The organism is Micromonospora sp. NPDC001898 (genome assembly GCF_042891255.1).
GTDB lineage: Bacteria > Actinomycetota > Actinomycetes > Mycobacteriales > Micromonosporaceae > Micromonospora.
This window is the reverse complement of record NZ_JBIATC010000025.1, coordinates 15896-37692: the sequence shown is the minus strand read 5'-3', so window position 1 is coordinate 37692 and position 21797 is coordinate 15896. Positions and strand designations below refer to the sequence as shown.

Sequence of the window (21797 nt, the reverse complement as noted above, 5' to 3'; positions counted from 1 at the left end):
CAGGCCTTGGCCCCTTCAGCACGGACGACCAGGCACATTTTCGTCACCGGGGGAGTCGCCTCCTCGCTGGGTAAGGGCCTCACCGCCTCCAGCCTCGGCAGTCTGCTGAGCGCACGCGGGCTACGCGTGGTGATGCAGAAGCTCGACCCCTACCTCAACGTCGACCCGGGGACGATGAACCCGTTCCAGCACGGCGAGGTGTTCGTCACCGAGGACGGCGCCGAGACCGACCTGGACGTCGGGCACTACGAGCGTTTCCTGGACCGGAACCTGTCCGGCAAGGCGAACGTCACCACCGGCCAGATCTACTCCGAGGTGATCGCCAAGGAGCGGCGCGGCGAGTACCTGGGCGACACCGTCCAGGTCATCCCGCACATCACCAACGAGATCAAGGCGCGGATCCTCGGCATGGCCGACCCGGACGGCGACGGCCAGGCTCCGGACGTGGTCATCACCGAGGTCGGCGGCACCGTCGGCGACATCGAGTCGCTGCCGTTCCTCGAGGCGATCCGGCAGGTCCGCCACGACCTGGGCCGGGACAACTGCTTCTACCTGCACGTCTCCCTGGTGCCGTACCTGGCCCCGTCGGGGGAGCTGAAGACCAAGCCGACCCAGCACTCGGTGGCCCAGCTGCGCAACATCGGCATCCAGCCGGACGCGATCGTGCTGCGCTGCGACCGGGAGATCCCGGACAAGCTCAAGGAGAAGCTCTCGCTCTACTGCGACGTGGACCGGGAGGCGGTCGTCGCCGCCCCGGACGCGCCGAGCATCTACGACATCCCGAAGGTGCTGCACCGGGAGGGCCTGGACGCGTACGTGGTGCGCCGGCTCGGCCTGTCGTTCCGCGACGTCGACTGGGCCAGCTGGGACGACCTGCTGGACCGCGTGCACCAGCCGCACCACACGGTGACGGTGGCGGTGGTCGGCAAGTACGTCGACCTGCCCGACGCGTACCTGTCGGTCAGCGAGGCGATCCGGGCGGCCGGCTTCGGCCACCGGGCCCGGGTGCAGCTGCGCTGGGTGCCCAGCGACGACTGCGTCACCCCGGCCGGCGCGGCGGCGGCCCTGGCCGGCGTGGACGGCATCGTCATCCCCGGCGGCTTCGGCGTGCGCGGCATCGAGGGCAAGATCGGCACCGCCCGGTACGCCCGGGAGAACGGCGTGCCCCTGCTCGGCCTGTGCCTCGGCCTGCAGTGCATGACCATCGAGGTGGCCCGCCACCTCGCCGGCCTGGACGGGGCGAACTCGCTGGAGTTCGACGAGGAGGCCGCGCACCCGGTCATCGCCACGATGGCCGACCAGGAGGACATCGTCGCCGGCCGGGGCGACCTGGGCGGCACCATGCGGCTCGGTGCGTACCCGGCGACGCTCGCCGAGGGGTCGCTGGTCGCCGAGGCGTACGGCAGCACCGAGGTCAGTGAGCGGCACCGGCACCGGTACGAGGTGAACAACGCCTACCGTGACCAGCTCACCAAGGCCGGGCTGGCCATCTCCGGCACGTCCCCGGACGGCCGGCTGGTCGAGTTCGTCGAGCTGGACCGCGCCCTGCACCCGTTCTTCGTGGCGACCCAGGCGCACCCCGAGCTGAAGAGCCGGCCGACCCGGCCGCACCCGCTGTTCGCGGCGTTCGTGAAGGCCGCCGTGACGTACTCCGAGGCCGACCAGCTACCGGTCAATCTGGACGCCGCCCCGGCGGCGGAGGAAGCGGCCCGCCGGGCGGACCGCAACGGCGGAGCGGCCGTCGAGAAGAACCCGGCGTCGGCGTCGTGAGCGCCGTGGAGCACCGTTACGAGGTGACCGGGCGGCGGCAGGTCTGGGCCGGGCGGATCTTCTCCGTGGTCACCGACGAGGTCACCATGCCCGGCGGCGGCACCTCCGCCCGCGACTACGTCAGGCACGTCGGCGCGGTGGCCGTCGTGGCGGTGGACGATGCCGGCCAGGTGGTGCTGATCCGGCAGTACCGCCACCCCGTCGGCCGGCACCTGTGGGAGCTGCCGGCCGGCCTGACGGACGTCTCGGGGGAGGACCTGGCCGCCGCGGCGGCCCGCGAGCTGGCCGAGGAGGTGGACCTCACCGCCGGCACGGTCGACGTGCTGGTCGACCTGCACAGCTCGCCCGGCTTCACCGACGAGGTGGTCCGGGTCTTCCTGGCCCGGGACCTGGCCGACGTGCCCGCCGAGCGGCGCCACCGGCGCAGCGAGGAGGAGGCGGACCTCCAGGTCATCCGGGTCGACCTGGACGAGGCGGTGCGGATGGTGCTGGCCGGGGAGATCACCAACGCGTCCGCCGTGGCCGGGCTGCTGGCCGCCGTCCGCGCCCGGGACACCGGCTGGTCGGTGCTGCGCCGCCCGGACGCGCCGCCACCGCGCTGAGCGGCCGGGCCGGCCGGCGGCCCGTGACCAGGGGCTTTCCACCAGGGCCGGGACCGGGGCCGGTGGAACCGGGCCCCGGCCGGCGGGTACGACGAGGAGAGGGGCCCTGCGGCGAACCGCAGGGCCCCTCTCCGTCGCTGTCGGACGTCAGTCGCGCAGGGGGCGGCCCTGCCCGTCGACGCCGCCGTTGACCAGGATCAGGATGCCGTCGATGAGGCCCCAGATGCCGCCGGCGCCGCAGGTCACCAGGCTCACCACGAGCTGGATCACGCCGGTCTTGGTGTCGCCCATGTAGAAACGCCCGGCGCCGAAGGTGCCGAGGAAGATGCCGAGGAGGCCCGCGACGAGCTTGCTCTTGTCGGAGACACCCTGCGGGTACTGCTGATAAGGAGTGGTCATGGGGCGACACCCTAGTGATCCACTCACGTCCTGTCCGTACCGCCGTCCGTCCCTTGGGACGATCGGGGTCGAATGTGTCCTGATGGCTGAGATGTCCTCCACGAATTGGTTCTGTCTATGCCTGACACATCGTCAGCACCGGCGGGGACCGGATGCCACAGTGTCGGCGCTGCACGGCGGGCGGCGCGCCTAGACTGCCGCCGACGGGACCGGTGGACCGCGGCGGCAACGGAGCCGCCGCGCACCGTGCGGTCGGGGTGGGACGCCCCGAAGAGAGGTGTCTGCATCGTGAAGGTCGGAATCCCCCGCGAGATCAAGAACCACGAGTACCGGGTGGCGATCACGCCCGCGGGCGTCAACGAGTTCACCCGCGGCGGTCATCAGGTCTTCGTCGAGTCCGGCGCCGGCGTCGGGTCCAGCATCACCGACGAGGAGTTCGCCGCGGCCGGGGCGAAGATCCTGGCCACCGCCGACGAGGTGTGGGAGACCGCCGAGCTGGTGCTCAAGGTCAAGGAGCCGATCGCCGAGGAGTACCACCGGATGCGCGAGGGGCAGGTGCTGTTCACCTACCTGCACCTGGCCGCGTCCAAGGCGTGCACCGACGCGCTGATCGACCGGAAGGTCACCGGCATCGCGTACGAGACCGTCGAGCTTCCCGACCGGTCGCTGCCGCTGCTCGCCCCGATGTCCGAGGTGGCCGGTCGGCTCGCCCCGCAGGTCGGCGCGTACCACCTCCAGCGGCAGGGCGGCGGGCGCGGCATCCTGATGGGCGGCGTCTCCGGCGTGTACGCGGCGAAGACCGTGGTCATCGGCGCCGGCGTGTCCGGGATGAACGCCGCCGCGATCGCGCTCGGCCTGCAGGCCGAGGTGCTGCTGCTGGACAAGAACGTCGCCCGGTTGCGCCAGGCGGACGCCATCTACCGGGGCCACCTGCAGACGGTCGCCTCCAACGCGTACGAGATCGAACGGGCCGTGCTCGACGCGGACCTGGTCATCGGCGCGGTGCTGGTGCCCGGCGCGAAGGCCCCGACGCTGATCTCCAACGAGCTGGTCTCCCGGATGAAGCCGGGCAGCGTGCTGGTCGACATCTCCATCGACCAGGGCGGCTGCTTCGAGGACTCCCGCCCCACCACGCACGCCGATCCGACGTACCAGGTGCACGAGTCGATCTTCTACTGTGTGGCGAACATGCCCGGCGCGGTGCCGCACACGAGCACCTACGCGCTGACCAACGTCACCCTGCCGTACGCGCTGGAGCTGGCCAACCGGGACTGGCGCGACGCGCTGCGCCGCGACCCGGCCCTGGCGCTGGGCCTGAACACCCACGACGGGCGGGTCGTCTACGGCCCGGTCGCCGAGGCGCACGGCCTGCCGGCCCTGCCGCTGGACGAGGTGCTGGCCTGACCGACGACGCGCGGGGCGCGACGACCGACGGGGCCGGTCCGGGCGAGGAGCCCGCGCCGGCCCTGCGTCGCGCCGTGCGCGGCTACCTCGACCACCTCGCCGTCGAACGTGGCCTGTCCGCGAACACGCTGTCGTCGTACCGTCGGGATCTGGAGCGCTACCTCGCGACGCTCGCCGCGGCCGGCGTCGCCGATCTGGCCGCCGTGGACGCCGGCCAGGTCGAGGCGCACCTGGCCCGGCTGCGCGCCGGCGACGACGGCCACCCGCCGCTCGCCGTCTCCTCGGCGGCCCGGGCGGCCAGCGCCGTGCGCGGCCTGCACCGCTTCGCGCTGCGCGAGGGGCTGACCGACGTGGACCCGAGCCGTGACGTCCGGCCACCGGCCCCGCCGCGCCGGCTGCCCCGGGCGCTCGCCGTCGACCAGGTGGTCCGGCTGCTGGAGACCGCCGGGTCGGTGGCCGCCACCGGCGAGGGCGCCGCGCTCGCGTTGCGCGACCGGGCGCTGCTGGAGTTCCTGTACGGCACCGGGGCGCGCATCTCCGAGGCCGTCGGCGCCGCCGTGGACGACCTGGACGCCGCCGAGGGGACGGTGCTGCTGCGCGGCAAGGGCGGCCGGACCCGCCTCGTTCCGGTCGGCGGGTACGCCGTCGAGGCGCTGCGCGCCTGGCTGGTGCGGGCCCGCCCCGGGCTGGTCGCCGCCGGCCGGGGCACCCCGGCGGTCTTCGTCAACGCGCGCGGGGCGGCGTTGACCCGGCAGGGCGCGTGGACCATCCTGCGCCGGGCGGCCGAGCGGGCGGGCCTGCCGGTGACCGGCTCCGGCGCGGTCTCCCCGCACACCCTGCGTCACTCGTACGCCACCCATCTGCTCGACGGGGGCGCCGACGTACGGGTGGTGCAGGAGTTGCTCGGCCACGCCTCGGTGACCACCACCCAGGTGTACACGTTGGTCACCGTGGAGCGGCTGCGCGAGGTGTACGCGACCGCCCACCCCCGGGCCCGGGGCTGACCCCGTTCCCTCCCCGCGGCCGGGCACGGCCCCGACCGGTACGGCGTACCTGCCGACACGCCGTACCGGTGCCGATCGCCCTGCTGGCCGGTGGCGTACAGTCGGCGTGGCGCGGACCTTGCGGGGTGGATGACCGGGGTGCGCCGCGGCGCCGCGAGGGACGTCGGACGGCTCCGACACCGGGTGGTCGTCGGGAGGGGGCAACGAGGACATGGCTGGCAACGGTGACCGTGCCGAGACCTGGACGTCGGAGCTCCGCGAGCAGCAGGCCTCGCTCGGTGCGGGGCTCGGCCCGGCGGACCCGGCGGCCTACACGATGCGTAAGCCGATTCCCGAGCCGATGCCCACCGACCGGCACGGGCCGGCCCGGATCATCGCGATGGCCAACCAGAAGGGTGGCGTCGGCAAGACCACCACCACCATCAACCTGGGCGCCGCTCTGGCCGAGTACGGCCGCAAGGTGTTGCTGGTCGACTTCGACCCGCAGGGCGCCCTCTCGGTGGGGCTCGGGGTCAACCCGCACAACCTCGACCTGTCGGTCTACAACCTGCTGATGCAGGACGACGTCACCGCCGAGGACGTCCTGATCAAGACGGACGTGGCCGGCCTGCACCTGCTGCCGGCCAACATCGACCTGTCCGCCGCCGAGATACAGCTCGTCAACGAGGTCGCCCGGGAGATGGCCCTGGCCCGGGTGCTCAGGTCGATCCGCAAGGAGTACGACTACGTCCTGATCGACTGCCAGCCCTCGCTGGGCCTGTTGGCGATCAACGCGCTGACCGTCGCGCACGGCGTGCTCATCCCCCTCGAATGCGAGTTCTTCAGCCTCCGGGGTGTGGCCCTGCTGCTCGACACGATCGACAAGGTGCGCGAGCGGCTCAACTTCGACCTGGAGTTGGAGGGCATCCTCGCCACCATGTACGACAGCCGCACCACCCACTGCCGTCAGGTGCTCCAGCGGGTGGTCGAGGCCTTCGGCGACAAGGTCTACCAGACGGTCATCACCAAGACGGTGAAGTTCCCGGAGTCCACGGTGGCCGGTGCCCCCATCACCACCCTCGACCCGGCCTCGTCCGGCGCCCGCAACTACCGCCAGCTCGCCCGCGAGGTGATCGCCCAGCAGGCGGAGCGGTAGCCCCGTGCGCCGTCGTCCCAGCGTGCGCCCTCGATCAGGGGCGTGCCTTCCCGCCGGGGACCGGGGAGCGTGGACTACGGTCGTCCGGTGACCGCCCCGCCCCTCGACCCGCCCGCCACGCTCCCGCCCGCCGGGGCGGCCGTCGAGGTCGACGCCGGCGCGGCGACCGGGTTCACCGTCCGGCTGGACAACTTCACCGGCCCGTTCGACCTGCTGCTGCAACTGATCGGCAAGCACAAGCTCGACGTCACCGAGGTGGCCCTGCACCGGGTCACCGACGAGTTCATCGCCTACATCCGGGCCATGGGCGACCAGTGGGACCTGGACGAGGCCAGCGAGTTCCTGCTGATCGCGGCCACCCTGCTCGACCTGAAGGCGGCCCGGCTGCTGCCCGCCGCCGAGGTGGAGAACGAGGAGGACCTCGCCCTGCTGGAGGCGCGGGACCTGCTCTTCGCCCGGCTGTTGCAGTACAAGGCGTACAAGGAGGCGGCTGCGCACATCGCCGCGCTGGAGGCGGTCGGCGGCCGGCGGTATCCCCGGGCGGTGACCCTGGAGGCCCGGTACGCCGAGGCGCTGCCCGACCTGGTCCTCGGCATCGGACCGGAGCGGCTGCTCCGGATCGCCGTCAGGGCGATGACCCCGAAGCTGGCGCCCGAGGTGTCCATCGCACACGTGCACATGGTCCGGGTCAGCGTCCGTGAGCACGCCGCGATCCTCGCCGAGCGGCTGCGCCGGGCCGGCACCGCGACATTCTCGCTGCTCTGCGCCGACTGCGAGGCCACCCTGGAGGTGGTGGCCAGGTTCCTGGCCCTGCTGGAGCTGTACCGGGAGGGCCTGGTCTCCTTCATGCAGGAGCAGGCCCTGGAGGAGCTGACGGTCCGCTGGACCGGCCCCGCCGACGGAGCCGCCGACCTGCACGTCGACGAGTACGCCGGCACCCCGCCCGACCCGGTCGCGGTGCCGCCTGGGCCGGTCGCGGTGCCGCCTGGGCCGGTCGCGGTGCCGCCTGGGCCGGTCGCGGTGCCGCCCGGGCCGGTCGCGGTGCCGCCCGACGGAGCTGGCACGGCGCAGGACGGGCCACGGGATGAGGCGGAGCCCGAGGCGACGACGGAGGAGCGACCGGAATGAGCGAAGAGGAACGCCGCGACTCCCTGGCCGACCAGGCCGCCGCCTGGATCCCACCCTGGGACCGCCCCGCCCAGCCCCGCCCGGAACCCCCCACACCTGTCGACCCCGACCAGACCTCGGAAGATCTTGGAAGCAGACGGCCCCCCGAGGGGCCGAATCCCTCCAAGATCTCCGACGGGGTCGCTGCGGCAGCGGACCCTGGCGCGGATCGGCACCTTCAGGAGGCGGAACCGCCGAGGGTCGCCGACGCGGGCGCACCGGGGGACGACACGGGCACACCGGGGGAGGACGTGGCCGTCCCCGAGGCTCTCGCCGCAGGCGGAGCGGGGGGCGGGTCGGGTGGCGGTGGCGGTGGCGGGGTCAGCGGCGCTGCCGAGGGGGGCGCGTCGAGGCGGGGCCGGCGGAGGGCACCCGAGCCGCCCCCGGCCGTGGTGCTCGACGACGCGGAACTGCGCGGCGCGCTGGAGGCGATCCTGCTGGTGGTGGACGAGCCGGTCGGCGAGCTGACCCTCGCCCAGGTGCTGGAGCAGTCCCCCGAGCGGATCGGCCCGGTGCTCGACGACATCGCGGCCGGCTACACCGCCGCCGGGCACGGCTTCGAGCTGCGCCGGGCGGCTGGCGGCTGGCGGCTGTACACCCGGCCGGAATACGCTACGTACGTCGAGCGGTTCGTGCTGGACGGGCAGTCGGTCCGGCTGACCCAGGCGGCGCTGGAGACACTGGCCGTGGTGGCGTACAAGCAGCCGGTGACCCGGTCGCGGATCTCGGCCATCCGGGGTGTCAACTGCGACGGGGTGATCCGTACGCTGGTCTCCCGCGGCCTGATCGAGGAGTGCGGCACCGAACCGGACAGCGGGGCGTTCCTCTACCGGACCACCACGATGTTCCTGGAAAAGCTGGGGCTGAACTCCGTCGACGAGTTGCCGCCGCTCGCCCCGTTCCTCCCCGACGACGTAGAAGAGCTTGCCGATGCCACGCGATGACCGTGCCCCCAAAACCGACGCGCCCGTCTTCGAGGGGGCCGAACGCCTCCAGAAGGTGCTGGCCGCCGCCGGCGTGGGCTCCCGGCGTGCCTGTGAAGACCTGATCTTCCGCCGCCGGGTCACGGTGAACGGCCGGGTGGCCCAACTCGGCGACCGGGCCGACCCGACCCGCGACGTCATCCACGTCGACGGCGAGCGTCTCCAGGCCGACACCCGCTTGGTGTACCTGGCGATGAACAAGCCGCGCGGGGTGGTTTCCACCATGGCGGACGAGAAGGGACGTGCCGCGCTGTCGGACTTCATCAGCAACCGGGTGGAGCAGCGGGTCTACCACGTCGGGCGGCTCGACGCGGACAGCGAGGGCCTGCTGCTGCTCACCAACGACGGCACCCTCGCCCACCGGCTCATGCACCCGTCGTACGGGGTGTCGAAGACGTACCTGTGTGAGGTGGCCGGGCCGATCCCGCGCAGCCTCGGCAGGCGGCTGGCGGCCGGGATCGAGTTGGAGGACGGCCCTGTGACGGTGGACTCCTTCAAGCTGGTGGACACCCTGGGCAAGACCGCCCAGGTGGAGCTGACCCTGCACGAGGGGCGCAAGCACATCGTCCGGCGCCTGCTGGACGAGGTCGGGCACCCGGTGGCCCGGCTGGTGCGTACCGCGATCGGGCCGATCCGCCTCGGCGACCTGCGCGCCGGGCGGACCCGCAGGCTCACCAACGCGGAGGTCGCCGCGCTGTTCAAAGCCGTGGGTGACTGACCGCGCGGTGCGGGGTACCACAACCGGTAGGCTTCCGTGGCGCCCCGGGTGGGGCGCACGGTGGCGTGGGTCGCCACCGGCGGCGTCGCGCGCGGCCGGAATGCCGGCCGTGGGCATGATTGACGACGACGACAACCGCTTGCGACGGGCCGCCGGGCCCCGCGAGACACGGGCTGAGGAGGATCACGGTGGAGGAAAACGTACGGGCCGGGCGCTGCGTGGTAGCTGTGGACGGGCCGTCCGGTTCGGGTAAGTCCACCGTTTCCCGGCGGCTCGCCACCGGGCTCGACGCCCGCTATCTGGACACCGGCGCGATGTACCGGGCGATCACCTGGGCGGTGCTGCGTTCCGGGGTCGACCTGACCGACGCCGCCGCGGTGGGCAAGGTCGCCGCCGAGGTCGACCTGCGCATCGGCACCGACCCCCAGGGGTACGGGGTGACCGCTGACGGGGTGACCGTCGACCGGGAGATCCGGGGTTCCGAGGTCACCACCGCGGTCTCCGCCGTGGCCGCGGTGCCGGCGGTACGAGCGCTGCTGGTGGCCCGGCAGCGGGAGTTGATCGCCAAGGCCGGCCGGATCGTGGTCGAGGGCCGGGACATCGGCTCGGTCGTCGCGCCGGACGCGGATCTGAAGGTCTACCTGACCGCCTCCGAGGTGGCCCGCGCCCAGCGGCGCAGCGTCGAGGACGCCGCCGACGTGGCCGCCACGGCGGCTGACCTGGCCCGCCGGGACCAACTCGACTCGACCCGCAAGGCCGACCCGTTGCAACAGGCGGCCGACGCGGTGATGCTGGACACCACCGAGCTGGGCATCGACGAGGTCGTCGCCCGGCTGCGCGCGCTGCTGACCGAACGGGGAGTGGCATGACCACCGACGAGGGCTGGGTGGAGCTGCGCGAGCCGGACCTCGACGCCGAGGAGCCGACCGGCCCCGTGCCGGTCGTGGCTGTGGTGGGCCGTCCCAACGTCGGCAAGTCCACCCTGGTGAACCGGATCATCGGTCGCCGGCAGGCGGTCGTGGAGGACGTCCCGGGGGTGACCCGGGACCGGGTTCCGTACGACGCGCAGTGGTCCGGCCGGGCGTTCACCGTGGTGGACACCGGCGGTTGGGAGCCGGACGCGAAGGACCGGGCCGCGGCGATCGCCGCACAGGCCGAGATCGCCGTCGTCACCGCCGACGTGGTGCTGTTCGTGGTCGACGCCATGGTGGGCCCCACCGACGTGGACGAGGCCGCGGTGAAGATGCTGCGGCGCAGCGCGAAGCCGGTGATCCTGGTGGCCAACAAGGCCGACAACACCTCGATCGAGATGGAGGCGACGTCGCTCTGGTCGCTCGGGCTGGGCGAGCCGTACCCGGTCTCCGCGCTGCACGGTCGGGGCTCCGGCGACCTGCTCGACAAGATCCTGCAGGCGCTGCCCGAGGCGCCGGCGATCGTGGAGAACCGCCCGCGCGGCCCGCGCCGGGTGGCGCTCGTCGGCCGGCCCAACGTCGGCAAGTCCAGCCTGCTCAACCGGTTCTCCGGCGAGGAGCGGGCGGTCGTCGACTCGGTCGCCGGCACCACCGTCGACCCGGTGGACAGCCTGGTCACCATCGGCGGGGAGACCTGGCAGCTGGTGGACACGGCCGGGCTGCGCAAGCGGGTCGGCAGGGCCAGCGGCACCGAGTACTACGCCAGCCTGCGGACTGCCGGGGCGATCGAGGCCGCCGAGGTGGCGGTGGTGCTGCTCGACTCCAGCGAGCCGATCAGCGAGCAGGACCAGCGGATCCTGGCCATGGTCACCGAGTCCGGCCGGGCGCTGGTGATCGCCTTCAACAAGTGGGACCTGGTCGACGGTGACCGCCGGTACTACCTGGACAAGGAGATCGAGCGGGAGCTGCGCCGCATCCCGTGGGCGCTGCGGCTCAACCTGTCGGCGATGACCGGCCGCGCGGTCGACAAGCTCGCCCCGTCGCTGCGCAAGGCCCTGGCGAGCTGGGAGACCCGGGTGCCGACCGCCCAGCTCAACCAGTGGCTGACCGCGCTGGTGCAGGCGACCCCGCACCCGATCCGCGGCGGCCGGGCACCGAAGATTCTCTTCGCCACCCAGGCGGGCGTCGCCCCGCCGCGGTTCGTGCTCTTCACCACCGCGCCCCTGGACGCCGGCTACCAGCGCTTCGTCGAGCGCAAGCTCCGCGAGGAGTTCGGCTTCGAGGGCAGCCCGGTGGAGATCTCGGTACGCCCGCGCAAGAAGCTCGGCCCGGGCGGCCGGGGCAAGGCGCACGGCTGACCCTCATCCGCAGGACCTGAAGCCGGGCGGGGCACGCGACCCCGCCCGGCTTCTCTGTCCTACCCACCACCCCACCCTCCTAGGACGCCTTGGGGGATGTGGGGTGGGCGGGGTCGATGCGCGGGTGGGGAAGATCGTGCGCTAAGCTGTACCGGCTGTCGCAGGGAGAAAGAACACCGCGCGGGAGCAATCGGGACGTGGCGCAGCTTGGTAGCGCACTTGACTGGGGGTCAAGGGGTCGTCGGTTCGAATCCGGCCGTCCCGACAGCAAAGCAGCAGGCCAAGACCTTGATTCACTTCGGTGAATCGAGGTCTTCTTGCTGTTCCGTCTCACAATTCATCACGTACGCTCGTACGGTTGGATTTCGGGCGGTGGGTGTCACCCGAACAGCCCTGATTCGAGGTGCTCGGCTGCCACCTTCAGGTGGCTGTTGTCCGGGTGGACGTAGACCCGCTTGGCGAGCGTGCCACCGTCTGCGTGTCCAGCCCAAGCCGCCAGCACGACGTCGGGCACCCCTGCGCCGGCGAGGTAGGTCAGGCAGGCGTGCCGCGCGTCGTAGGGTCGAACCTTGCGGACCCCAACCTTTGTCATCAGGTCATACACCCGGCGGCGGAACCAGTCGGTGCGCTGCGGCTGGCCGAGTTCGTTGACCAGGACGTAGCCGCTGTCGACGTAGGCATCGCCCGCCTTCAGTCGCTCCTTCTTCTGCAGCGTCTGGAAGGCTTCCAGGGCCTTCGTGACCGTGGTGGGCATCGGTAGGCCGCGTTTGCCGGCCGCCGACTTGGCCTCCTTCTCTTCGATCTCGCCGTCGACGAGCGTCCGCGTGTTCTCCCCGGCCGCGATCGTGCCGGCCTCGAAGTCGACATCGGACCAGCGCAGTCCACACACCTCAGCGGGTCGCAGGCCCATGAGTGACAGCAGGCAGGGGGCGTGTAAGCGTTCGCCGGTGATGCCGGCCAGGAACGCCTTCACCTCGTCCTGAGTCCAGGGCTTGCGTTCTGCCCTCGCCTCAGCGGCGGCCTTCGCCAGTGACCTGGGGATGGTTACGAACGCTGCGACGTTCCGCACCACGAGCTGGCGGCGAACCGCGACGTTCAGCGCGGTCCGGAGCCGGCCGAGAGTCAGGCGCACCGATCGGACACCCAGCCCTGTTCCCGGCTTGCCGCCACGTCGCCGGCCCTCCGTCAGCATCCAGTCGATCAGTGCCTCGATGTCGGCCTCGGTGACGTCCTGAAGCGGCTTGCCGCCGAGGCGGGCCCGGACCGGTAGGAGGGCGTCGCGGTAGTTCGCGGCGGTGGCCTTCTCGACATCGCGGGTGGCGGACGTCAACCACTCGTCGAGGAACTCGACGACGGTGATCTTGCCTGGTTTGACATATGTGCCGCGGTTGGTCTCGTGCTTGATCCGGGCGTACTCCGCCTTGGCTTCCTTCCTGGTGTCGAAGGTGTAGGTGCGTTGGTCACGACGTCCGTCCGGCTTGCGCCCGAGGTCGAGGACGAACCGGTAGCGGGTCTTGCCGCTGCGAAGCATGATCTTCTTGATCGGGTCCGAGGTACTCACGTTGGTCCTGCTCCTTCCGCAGAGGGGTGTGCTTTGGGTCGCTGCATCGGCACCTTACCGAATATGGTACCGAATATCGGTACCCTAATTCGGTACCATAGGTGGCGTATGGGGATGGGTGATGCGAAGATGTGGGACCCTCGGTCGTCATGGATCTGTTCGATCTCTGCTTGCTGAGGAGCTGAAGAATGCCGCGACGGCGTCCTGTCGGCGACAACCTGCCGCCGTTGCCTGCTCGGGAGAAGCGGGATCAGCAGGTCAAGATCAGACTGACTGGGTCTGAGATGGAGAGGCTGGTAGCTCTGAGGCCCGACCTGACGGCCTCGGGCATCCTCGCACTTCTGGTCGATGATGTTTTGGCGGGGCGGTGCCGCCCAGGATGGGCTGTGCCGCAGAGCCCCGGAGAGCCCAGATGACAAACTGCCCGTCCGCTCTGATGAGCCCTCTTGGTCGAGGCTGTACCGGTCGACGCCGACCAACCTCAGCAGGTCCGCGGTGCTTGTACGAGGCGGAAGCGCAATCCGGCAGGCCGGGTGGCAGGACCACTTCCTCGCCGACACGGTCAACGACCTTGTGCGCGATGCGATCACGCCGTTGTGGACGTCCGGTCTCAACATCTTGGGTGACGGCGTCTATCACGGGGTCGGTGGGCAGCCGGCCACCGTTCTCTCGGATTTTCTCCGCCTCGTCTTAGGCCGGGCCGAGCTCTCCCGACAGGAGGCCCGGGACCTGTACCGCGCCGCGCTCGTCTGGCTTCCGTACATCAGCGCCCAGGGACGCGCGGTGTTCTTCCGCAGCTTGACCGTCGACGCCGATGCCGACGCCGAGACAGTCGCCGATGCCCTGGAAGTCCGAGTCCTCGCCTCCGATCAGGAGCAAACGGATCACCTTGACCGGATTCGCTGTGCCGCGGCGCACCTCGACCATATCAGCGATTCGAACGCCACTTTCCGGCTTGCGATGGTCATACACAGCATGCTGCCCTCTTCGGTCGATGACTGGCCGCTGGTGGTGCTGGACGCGGTGCTCCGGTGGTCCGAGACGGAGCCGCCTCTGCCGCCACCCCGGCTCTCCGCAGAGCAGGCCCGCATGCTCGTCGACTGGTTCGGCGCGCGACGGCCGGATCTCGGGCCCCGCATCGCCGCGCTCGTCGATCCTGGCCCGCCGGACTAGCTCCATCGTCTCGGTGGGCTCCCGCATCCGGAGCGTGGAGAGGGGACCGCGTGGCCCGGAGCACCAGAGAGTTCGCGGAGTTCGCCGGGACCACGGTGAACACCATTCGGCACTACCACCGGCTGGGCTTGCTCAGCAAGCCCAGCCGCCGCTACAACGGCTACAAGCAGTACGACGTGCACAATCTCGCCCGGCTCGTGCGCATCCGCCGCATCGCCGAGTTAGGCGTGCCGCTCGCCCGGATCACCGAGGTGGAGGCCGACGGCGACGGCACCGCCGTCGCGCTGCGGCGGGCAGCGTGGTCCGCAAGAGCGGGGGGTCAGACCCGCCGCGGTCGAGCGGAGCCGACTACGTCAGCTGTGCGGGCGGCGAAGGAATGCCAGTCAGGGTCTGGGAACTCGGGGGTCAGATCCTTGCCGGTGCGGGACTGGAGAAAGACGGCGTCGGCGTGGCGAAACGCCAGGCATCGCCAACCACCCCTTTCGGCTCATATGCGGTCAGTGGCCCTTCGGGGAGCACGTCCACGGAGGCGGCAAGCATCGGCTCGATCGGCGGCCGCAGCCCGGCAAGAGCTGACAGTCCCGCATGCCGGTGTCTCGGACTCACTCCGAGCTGTGAAAGCTGGTCATCTCTCCCCCTGTGCTGATCGTGCAAGGGGAAGCGAGGGCAGCGCCGGAAGATCAGCCGGAACGAATGAACGCCCCTCGGGTGCCGCATCGCGGAGTATGCGGGACACGCCTCGGGCTCGGAGCGCAGATCACGCATCTCTTCGGGCGGGTGCCGGATGGGAGGCTGCGGGAAGGCAGGCGTTGCCCGCGGGGCGCGACGTACGGTCAGTGGGGTGGACGTGGTGTTGCGAGGCGGGCCCGGCGACGGGCAGGTCATCGACGGCGGCGGGGAGTCCGTCGTCTGGGGTGCGTGCCTGTATGAGCGGACCAACGACGTAGGTCGGTCGCACGGCCGTGACGTGCGCGTCTACCGCCACCGGGCGGACTGCTGCGAGCCGTACGGGCGGGGCTCGGAGGACCGCTGCGAGTAGCGGGCCCTGCCAGGCCGGGCGAGCGCACCCCTTAACGCGGGGAGTCGGGGTGGACCGGCTGTCGCGCCCTGTGCGCGCGGTGACGAGACGTTAGCCGTCCTTGCCGGGCCCCCGAGCAACCCCGCGTGGCGGTGAACCGTGGTGCCGGCCGGTCAGCGGTTCTTGTACGCCTGAACGACCGAGACAGGGATGCGGCCACGCGCGGAGATCTCGTGGCCCTGACTGGTAGCCCATTCTCGGATCGCGCGATTCTCTTCACGGGTCGCGCCAGCCGTAGTAGCACGGGCCGTGACGCGGGCGGCTCGTCCGCTGTCCACCACATGCCGACCGGCCCGCCTACCAGCGCTGATGAACGGGTCGAGGGCGTTGCGGAGAGCACCTGTGTGCTCGTCGGAGAGATCGATGGTGTAACCCACCCGGTCCAGGCTGAACTCGACAGTCCGATCCGCCGCCCCACCGTCGAGGTCGTCGGTCAGTACCGTGATGACTTTCCTCGCCATTCCTGACTACTCCTCGATCTGAAACAGCACCTTGTGTGCCACACGATCAAAGCGTAACAGCGCCCGCGGACGAGAGAAATTCACCGTGGCTTGCCGCAAAGAACCGCTGAAGGCCAAGCCCAGATGTCGGCAACGGGTATCGGTGGCTTCCGCAACGACTGCCCCGGACCTGGCAGCGTTGTCAACGACAGTCCGATACCGCGAGTACTACCTGACAGCGATGGGCGTCGCCGGATGATCGACGTCAGTGCCAGATGCCACTGGCAACCGGGCAGACCGGTGGAACCGACTGTTGGCCCGAATCGGAGACGTGCGACCACATGTGGCCGCTCTTGTTGTCCCTGAACTTGTAGACCCGTAGCCTCGATCCCACGTCACAGCCCTAACTCCGCCCCGCCCCTCACCCCGGGCATCCGATTCCACCCGCACGAGATGCCCGCGTTCCTGGGCTGGACGCATCGATTGACCTTCACTCTGCCGGAAGGAAGGATGGTGGTATGACGTTGGCCCTGATTTCCGATGTTCAACGAAACCTTGCGACCAATCCGACGCCGGATGGAGTGGAGGCCCGATCGGCGCTCCTGGTCGCCCATCAGATCGGAATGTCAGCAGCCGATGTTATGCCCGACATCGCGGACAGGTGGACCTTCGCCAGTCTCACCATTGGTGAATGCATCGACAGGCTCGCCGACGGGATGCCTGGCGAGTTGACCCTGACCGTCGATGTTCCTCAACTCACTGCCGACATGGCAGAGGAAACGCGGGAACCGATCCGGTCGCTACTTTGTGTCCTCGCTGACCTCTACGCCGACGCCGCCACCGACGACACAGCATCCCCGTGGCGGCGACTGGCCTGGGCCTCGGCGGCACAACACCTGGACCGGGCCATACGGGAACTACCGTGACCTACGGCGAACACCTCGACCGAGCGGCAGCCGCCCTCGCCGCCGCGCAGGTGAACCTCCGCCGTCCCACCCTCGGAGGAATCGCCGATCACGCCGCCGCGGCGATCGCGCGCACCCACCTGTACCGCGCCCTCGAACGTCAGGTCAGGTGCCTCTCGGCCGACGAGGACGACACCGGCCTCACCCGGGAACTCCAGCACGCCACCCACACCACAGCCGGTGAGATACCCCTCTCGCCGCCGACAGACCACCCGGTGCCGGCGGCACTACGCCAAGCCGCGGACGCCGCCCGGGTAGCGAGCGACATCCTCAACACCCAATTCGACCCGGCAACCGGCCACCCTCGCTCACCGGAAGGCCTCGCCATTCAGGCACGCCTTTTCCATACCGACAGCCTCGCGCGCTTGGCCCAGCTCGCCCGCACCGTCAGCGAAGTCGACCACGGCCTCGCGGCCTGGCTGACCCGGGGAATAGCCGCAGGAAGCCACCAACTCATCGTGCGGACCGCAGCGTCAGACGCCATGACCACGAGCTTGACGTTACGTCACACCGTAGACGCCGTTGCCTCCCACGTTGCGCTGCACAGCCTGCTGCATGACCTCCAACCGCCACCAATCACCGACACCGCCCAACGGTGGGCACCGATCAACTCGCCGACAGACTGCGTCCGCGCACTCGATGTAGCCCGCACCTGGCTGGTGCAGCATCACCGGGACCTCACCGCCACCGACTTCAAGGTGCTTCTCCGGACAGGACTCGCCCTCACCTACGAGATCGACTACCTCGCCCATGCTGCCAACCGTGGAACCCGCAAGACCCCTACCGCCGGGATCCTCGCCGCCGTATGGCGTGGAGCAGCCCGAGCCTCCTACCAGTTACACACCCTCGGAAACCCAGAACCCGGCGTCGGCCCCACCGTCCTCTCCGCAGCCGAGAGCTGGCTGCGCAGTCAGCTACGACCCAACGAAGACTGGCGAGACCCCACAACCCTCTTCCGTTCACGGGGCGCCAAGGCATGGCGGTCCGCCGGCGCTGCTCTCGCCGCCCGGCTGCCCGACCTCACCACGCTCATACACCAAGGCGCACTGATCGCCATGCGCCGCGGTGACATGCTCGAACCCGATCCACTGCAACGACGACCCACGGATCGTGCCGTCCGACCCAAGTGGATCAGGGCAGGCCCGGCAAGCCCGCAAGGCGCAACACTGCTCAAGTTCACCGGGCAACTTCACGAGGAGACGGTCGTTTTGGCCGGCGAGACGGGCTCCGCCGTCCTACCCGGCGTGCACGAGGCAGACCGCCGCCCCGCCACCCCACGCAACCGTGCACTTCGAAAACCCGCTACCGTGCCCGTCCCCACTGACAGCACCAGACACCTTTCCTCGCCCCAGCCGTACCGTGAGCAGGGCGGCCGTGCCGCACAGGGCAGACACAGAACCCAAGCCATCGCCGAGATGCTGGCGCGCCGAGGGCCACAACACGATGAGCCGGAACGCGCAGAGCAACACCACCACTACGATCGGCCGGAGGACGGGCCCAGTCTCTGAACGCGGATATCACGGCACCCCGCAGGGGCCAAGTTCGCCACTATCCTGGGGCTGGCCGTACTCGTGGCGTGCGAGTACAGCGACGGAGGCGTCCCCGGGCCCTCTGGGTCAGCACCCCGCGTTCACACCACCCTGACCAATAGGGGGAATCCGGACGATGTTGCGCCCGTCGGCAGCGGTCACTGCCGACGGGCGCTTCGGTGCCAGACCGTCGCTCAGTGCTGTTCCTCGAAACCAGCTTGGTCGAACTTGAGTGAGCTGCTGTTCTCCGAGATCGTGCGGACTTGAAACTCCGAGAAGCCGTGAACGGCTTCGGCCTCAATCTCGACGCGGACCTTCAAGTTGACACCGGGCGAGGCGGAGAGGTGCTGAATCACCTCGTCCATCAGCTTCTTGAAGTCCAGTCCGTAGTGCGTTGCGTCGAGGGTCTTGCTCCCAAAGAAGTAGTCGACCTTCGGCTTCGGCGCTGTCCCAGGCCCAGGTCCGGGCCCAGGCCCAGGTCCGGGCCCAGGCCCAGGTCCGGGCCCAGGCCCAGGACCGGGTCCCGGGCCGGGGCCAGGCTCGGTGCCGGGCCCCGGCCCGGGCTCGGGCTCAGGGGGTGTCTCACGCTCTCGCTGCGCGAGCGCTACCTCCGGCTTGACCAGCAGCGTGGCATCGGTGACCTGGCCGAAATCACCCTCCGACGGCAGCTTAAGTCCCTCGTAACGTTCCCCGTCGAAGGAGAGGGCAGCAGCGAAACCCTCCTGCTGCCACAGCAATGGCTGGTCAGCGATGCCCCGGGCCAACACCGATCTGTCCCTCAGCCGGGGCATGTAGGGGTACGTGGTGTACTGGCGCCAGAGGTCACCAACCCTAACGTGACCGCTCTCCCACAGCTTCGGAAGACGGTTGAGCCAGAGCGAGATGGCCGCAGCCGCCTGCTGGGTCGCCAAGGCTCCATCGGCACCGAGGCGTTTCGACACGCGCTCTGCCAGCGACGTCGGCTGCCCCTCCGCCTTGGTGGCGGTGATGACGAACGGCGAACCGGGGTTGGGGGCCTCCGGCACGAGCGCCCAGTGATAGGCACCCAGCAGCCGCGAGTTGACAGTGTCTTGCGCCTGCCGCTTCTTGTCCGTCGCCTGGTTCTTCTGGTTCTGGGTGAGATCGAGTTCGTCGGCATTCTCCAGCACGTGCGACCACCCGAGGTAGTCCCGCACCGCCGACTCCAGTTCCTCCATGCGGTTCACGTCGGCCGCGAGGAAGACCAACATGTTGCGATGCACCCGGTGGGCGGTGCCACGCTGGTCGGTCGCGGACCGCGCGAACTTCATGGCGCTGGACTCCTGGTTACCCTTCTTGTGGGTGACCTTGGGGTGCAGGATGACCAGCCGTGCCTCATCGGTGTCGGGGATGTCGCCGTTGTCCTCGGGACAGATGTGCACGCCGGCGAAGTCGCCGCGCCGCTGGGCCTGGTCGGCGAGCCTGCGGCGCACCTCGGCCCAGACCTCTTCGACGTGCAGGCGCTCGGCCTGATCCTTGGCCCGGCGGGTGATGTTGGCCTGAAGGTCGTACCAGTACTTTCCCGACCCGGAGTAGAAGTAGGTCGCCCGGTCTCCGAGGGCGGAGAGCGCGGAGTGGAAGTTGCCCGGGATGTCACCGGGAATCGCGGTGCCGAGGAAGACGCGCTGACGTTCCAGGCCCTTGTGTGCTGAGCCGATGGTCGGAGCGGCACCGAAGAAGACGGCCCGAGCCAGCCGCTTGGTGACCCGGCGGGTTTGAAGCAGCGGCTTCTCGTTATCGATCTTGGTGGGTTCGGAGTTCGGGCCGTCGACGTCGGCGTCGATGATCGCCTTCCACGAGTCCTGCAGGTACTGCGTGAGTTCGGAGTTCACCGCGGAGGTCGCGAGCGGAATCGACCCAGGCATGATCAGCGGACCATTGTCTTCCCCCACCCACAAGGCGTGAATGACGGTGTTCATCAGGCGCAGTACACCGCGTGTTCGTTGGAAGCGCTCAAGGCTCGACCAGTCCTCGTAGAGCCGGTCGAATAGCTCCGGATGGATCGGGTAGGTCCGCTTGATCCGGTCCTCGTAGGTCCCGTCCCTGGCCTCACGGGGGAACTCGTCGCTGTGCTTGCGGTAGAACTCCACGAACGCTCGTGCCGTGGCGCCAATGGAGGCCAGCGCGTTCGCGTCCGGGGTGACGAAGAGCCGTTGCCGGACGATGTGGTAAGCCTCGTCCGAGGAGGCGGGCCGCCACTGATCGGCGACCCGGCGGACGACGTTCTGCAGCCGCTGCAGCGCCTCAAGGCCACGGCGACCGCCGACCTCCTCGGCGTTACCGGCAACGACCTCGTTGGGATCTTTCCCCGTTTCGGACGCGGGGATCGAGATCGCCAGCAGTACTCCGCTGGTTGCCTTCGCGGCCTCGGTAAGGGACTGGGCGAAGGTGAACTGGGTGTCGAAGGTGCCGCCGGTGATACCGGCGGCAGTCGCCTCGTCGGGCTGGTCCGGCAACTGCCGGGCATAGGCCACCCACTCGTCGATCAGGATGACCGCTGGCGAGTACGCCGCCAGGAGGTCGTGCAGTGCGCGGCCTGGATTGGTGCTGGCCCGGTCAGCATCAGCGACCATCGCGTACGCCTCAGCGCCACCGAGCTGCCAGGCAAGCTCACCCCAGACCGTTCGTACGACCGTGCCGTCCGGCTTGGTCTCGCCGGTGGGGGCGAAGTGGTTGCCAACTATGGCGACACGGTGGGAATCCTCAATGGTGTCGTAGCCGAGGGGCCCCAGCAGGTCCTGCGTGTCCTGAGGAAAGGACCCGAGCGACGTCGCGCCGGCCAGGTGCCAGAGCGCCAGCATCGAGTGGGTCTTGCCGCCACCGAAGTTGGTCTGCAGGTTGATGACCGGGGAAGCGTTGTCATCCCCGGTCATCCTTCGGACCGCGCGGTCGACCAGGTCGCGCAGCCCTTCGGTCAGGTAGGTACGCGAGAAGAACTGCACCGGGTCGGCATAGTCGTTGCCGGCCTGCCCCTGGGCGACCTTGAACAGGTCTGCGGCAAACTCCGAGGCCTGGAAGTTGCCGGTTGCCACATCGTCATGCGGTCGGAGTACCTCGCGCCACGGCCGGAGCCCCGTCGAGTCAGCCGTCTCGGCGGCGGCCTTGAGCGTGCGGCGGTCATCTTTCTCCGCCGTGACACGGCGCAGGTTCAGCCGAATCTTGGCGACCTCTGCGGCCGCCTCGGACGCACCGATCCCCGACAGCAGCCGCTCCGCAGTGTCGAGCGCCCGGTAGGCATCGTCGTTGCTGAACGAGGCCCCGTGCGCCCAGCCGTTGCGCACGTCGCGCAACTCGCTGGCGTAGGACTGCTGAAGCTTGGACAACTGACCGTCGAACGGGAACCAGCCGGGCTTGACCTGGTGGGGGATGTTTTCGGTCAGCATGCGCAGCTGGAGCTGCGGGTCGGTCGTCGAGTAGGCCTTACCCGAGACGCCGTTCTTGGAGTCTTTGAGCGCGACCAGCTGTGTCCAGTCGTGGCCTTGCGGTAGTTGAGGGGAGACGACTCTCGTGATGAACTCGTTCAGCGCTGGAGACAGCGCGTCAAACATCTGGCCGATACGGTCGCGGTTCGAGATCGCCATG

18 protein-coding genes and 1 tRNA gene are annotated in these 21797 nt (G+C 70.0%); 15 read left to right on the top strand and 4 right to left on the bottom strand.

Annotation, left to right across the window (positions count from 1 at the left end; all coding sequences use genetic code 11):
• Window positions 1–6 precede the first annotated feature (6 nt).
• A complete protein-coding gene (locus tag ACFYZF_RS28350; RefSeq protein ID WP_387025864.1) occupies window positions 7–1770 on the top strand; it encodes a CTP synthase in 1764 nt (587 codons plus the stop codon).
• Entirely contained in the window at window positions 1767–2372 is a 606-nt protein-coding gene (locus ACFYZF_RS28345) for an NUDIX domain-containing protein (RefSeq protein WP_387025862.1), read from the top strand. Before ACFYZF_RS28350 ends, ACFYZF_RS28345 begins: the two co-directional genes overlap by 4 nt.
• 147 nt (window positions 2373–2519) lie before the next feature.
• Here ACFYZF_RS28345 and ACFYZF_RS28340 read toward each other — a convergent pair whose 3' ends face one another.
• On the bottom strand, window positions 2520–2834 hold the full coding sequence (locus ACFYZF_RS28340; RefSeq protein WP_387025894.1) for a TM2 domain-containing protein: 315 nt from the start codon (window positions 2832–2834) through the stop codon (window positions 2520–2522).
• Between the two features lie 225 nt (window positions 2835–3059).
• Here ACFYZF_RS28340 and ald point away from each other — a divergent pair, with 225 nt between their 5' ends.
• The 9 genes from ald (at window position 3060) to ACFYZF_RS28295 (ending at window position 11716) form a co-directional block, all read left to right on the top strand.
• Window positions 3060–4175, top strand: a complete 1116-nt coding sequence (gene ald / locus ACFYZF_RS28335; protein WP_387025860.1) for an alanine dehydrogenase — start codon at window positions 3060–3062, stop codon at window positions 4173–4175.
• A complete protein-coding gene (locus ACFYZF_RS28330; protein WP_387025892.1) occupies window positions 4172–5179 on the top strand; it encodes a site-specific tyrosine recombinase XerD in 1008 nt (335 codons plus the stop codon). The genes ald and ACFYZF_RS28330 overlap by 4 nt, the downstream gene beginning before the upstream one ends.
• 211 nt (window positions 5180–5390) lie before the next feature.
• Complete coding sequence (locus ACFYZF_RS28325; protein WP_387025858.1) at window positions 5391–6314, top strand: ParA family protein; 924 nt, start codon at window positions 5391–5393, stop codon at window positions 6312–6314.
• 87 nt (window positions 6315–6401) lie between these two features.
• Entirely contained in the window at window positions 6402–7442 is a 1041-nt protein-coding gene (locus ACFYZF_RS28320) for a segregation and condensation protein A (RefSeq protein ID WP_387025856.1), read from the top strand.
• Complete coding sequence (gene scpB / locus ACFYZF_RS28315; RefSeq protein WP_387025854.1) at window positions 7439–8425, top strand: SMC-Scp complex subunit ScpB; 987 nt, start codon at window positions 7439–7441, stop codon at window positions 8423–8425. The genes ACFYZF_RS28320 and scpB overlap by 4 nt, the downstream gene beginning before the upstream one ends.
• A complete protein-coding gene (locus ACFYZF_RS28310; protein WP_387025852.1) occupies window positions 8412–9182 on the top strand; it encodes a pseudouridine synthase in 771 nt (256 codons plus the stop codon). The genes scpB and ACFYZF_RS28310 overlap by 14 nt, the downstream gene beginning before the upstream one ends.
• Window positions 9183–9370: 188 nt before the next feature.
• Window positions 9371–10051: a (d)CMP kinase gene (cmk, locus tag ACFYZF_RS28305; RefSeq protein ID WP_387025851.1), complete on the top strand. Its 681-nt coding sequence runs from the start codon at window positions 9371–9373 to the stop codon at window positions 10049–10051.
• Window positions 10048–11451, top strand: coding sequence for a ribosome biogenesis GTPase Der (der, locus tag ACFYZF_RS28300; protein WP_387025849.1), 1404 nt, complete (start codon window positions 10048–10050; stop codon window positions 11449–11451). Before cmk ends, der begins: the two co-directional genes overlap by 4 nt.
• A gap of 191 nt (window positions 11452–11642) precedes the next feature.
• Window positions 11643–11716 (top strand) — tRNA-Pro (locus ACFYZF_RS28295).
• A 114-nt stretch (window positions 11717–11830) separates the two neighbouring features.
• Here the strand turns inward: ACFYZF_RS28295 and ACFYZF_RS28290 are convergent.
• Window positions 11831–13012 (bottom strand): tyrosine-type recombinase/integrase, encoded by a 1182-nt coding sequence (locus tag ACFYZF_RS28290; RefSeq protein ID WP_387025847.1) that lies wholly within the window; start codon window positions 13010–13012, stop codon window positions 11831–11833.
• 495 nt (window positions 13013–13507) lie between these two features.
• Here ACFYZF_RS28290 and ACFYZF_RS28285 point away from each other — a divergent pair, with 495 nt between their 5' ends.
• Window positions 13508–14185: a hypothetical protein gene (locus ACFYZF_RS28285; protein WP_387025845.1), complete on the top strand. Its 678-nt coding sequence runs from the start codon at window positions 13508–13510 to the stop codon at window positions 14183–14185.
• Between the two features lie 50 nt (window positions 14186–14235).
• Window positions 14236–15132, top strand: a complete 897-nt coding sequence (locus tag ACFYZF_RS28280) for a MerR family transcriptional regulator (protein WP_387025843.1) — start codon at window positions 14236–14238, stop codon at window positions 15130–15132.
• A 244-nt stretch (window positions 15133–15376) separates the two neighbouring features.
• Here the strand turns inward: ACFYZF_RS28280 and ACFYZF_RS28275 are convergent, their stop codons facing one another.
• Window positions 15377–15724: an Lsr2 family protein gene (locus tag ACFYZF_RS28275; protein ID WP_387025842.1), complete on the bottom strand. Its 348-nt coding sequence runs from the start codon at window positions 15722–15724 to the stop codon at window positions 15377–15379.
• Window positions 15725–16221: 497 nt separating this feature from the next.
• Between ACFYZF_RS28275 and ACFYZF_RS28270 the strand changes: the two genes are divergently transcribed.
• Window positions 16222–16629 carry a hypothetical protein gene (locus ACFYZF_RS28270; RefSeq protein WP_387025840.1) on the top strand — a complete coding sequence of 136 codons (408 nt, stop codon included), beginning with the start codon at window positions 16222–16224 and terminating at the stop codon, window positions 16627–16629.
• Window positions 16626–18176 carry a hypothetical protein gene (locus ACFYZF_RS28265; RefSeq protein ID WP_387025838.1) on the top strand — a complete coding sequence of 517 codons (1551 nt, stop codon included), beginning with the start codon at window positions 16626–16628 and terminating at the stop codon, window positions 18174–18176. Before ACFYZF_RS28270 ends, ACFYZF_RS28265 begins: the two co-directional genes overlap by 4 nt.
• Before the next feature lie 215 nt (window positions 18177–18391).
• On the opposite strand, the gene ACFYZF_RS28260 is transcribed toward ACFYZF_RS28265, so the two are convergent.
• Window positions 18392–21796 (bottom strand): Swt1 family HEPN domain-containing protein, encoded by a 3405-nt coding sequence (locus ACFYZF_RS28260; protein ID WP_387025837.1) that lies wholly within the window; start codon window positions 21794–21796, stop codon window positions 18392–18394.
• Between the last annotated feature and the right edge of the window lies 1 nt (window position 21797).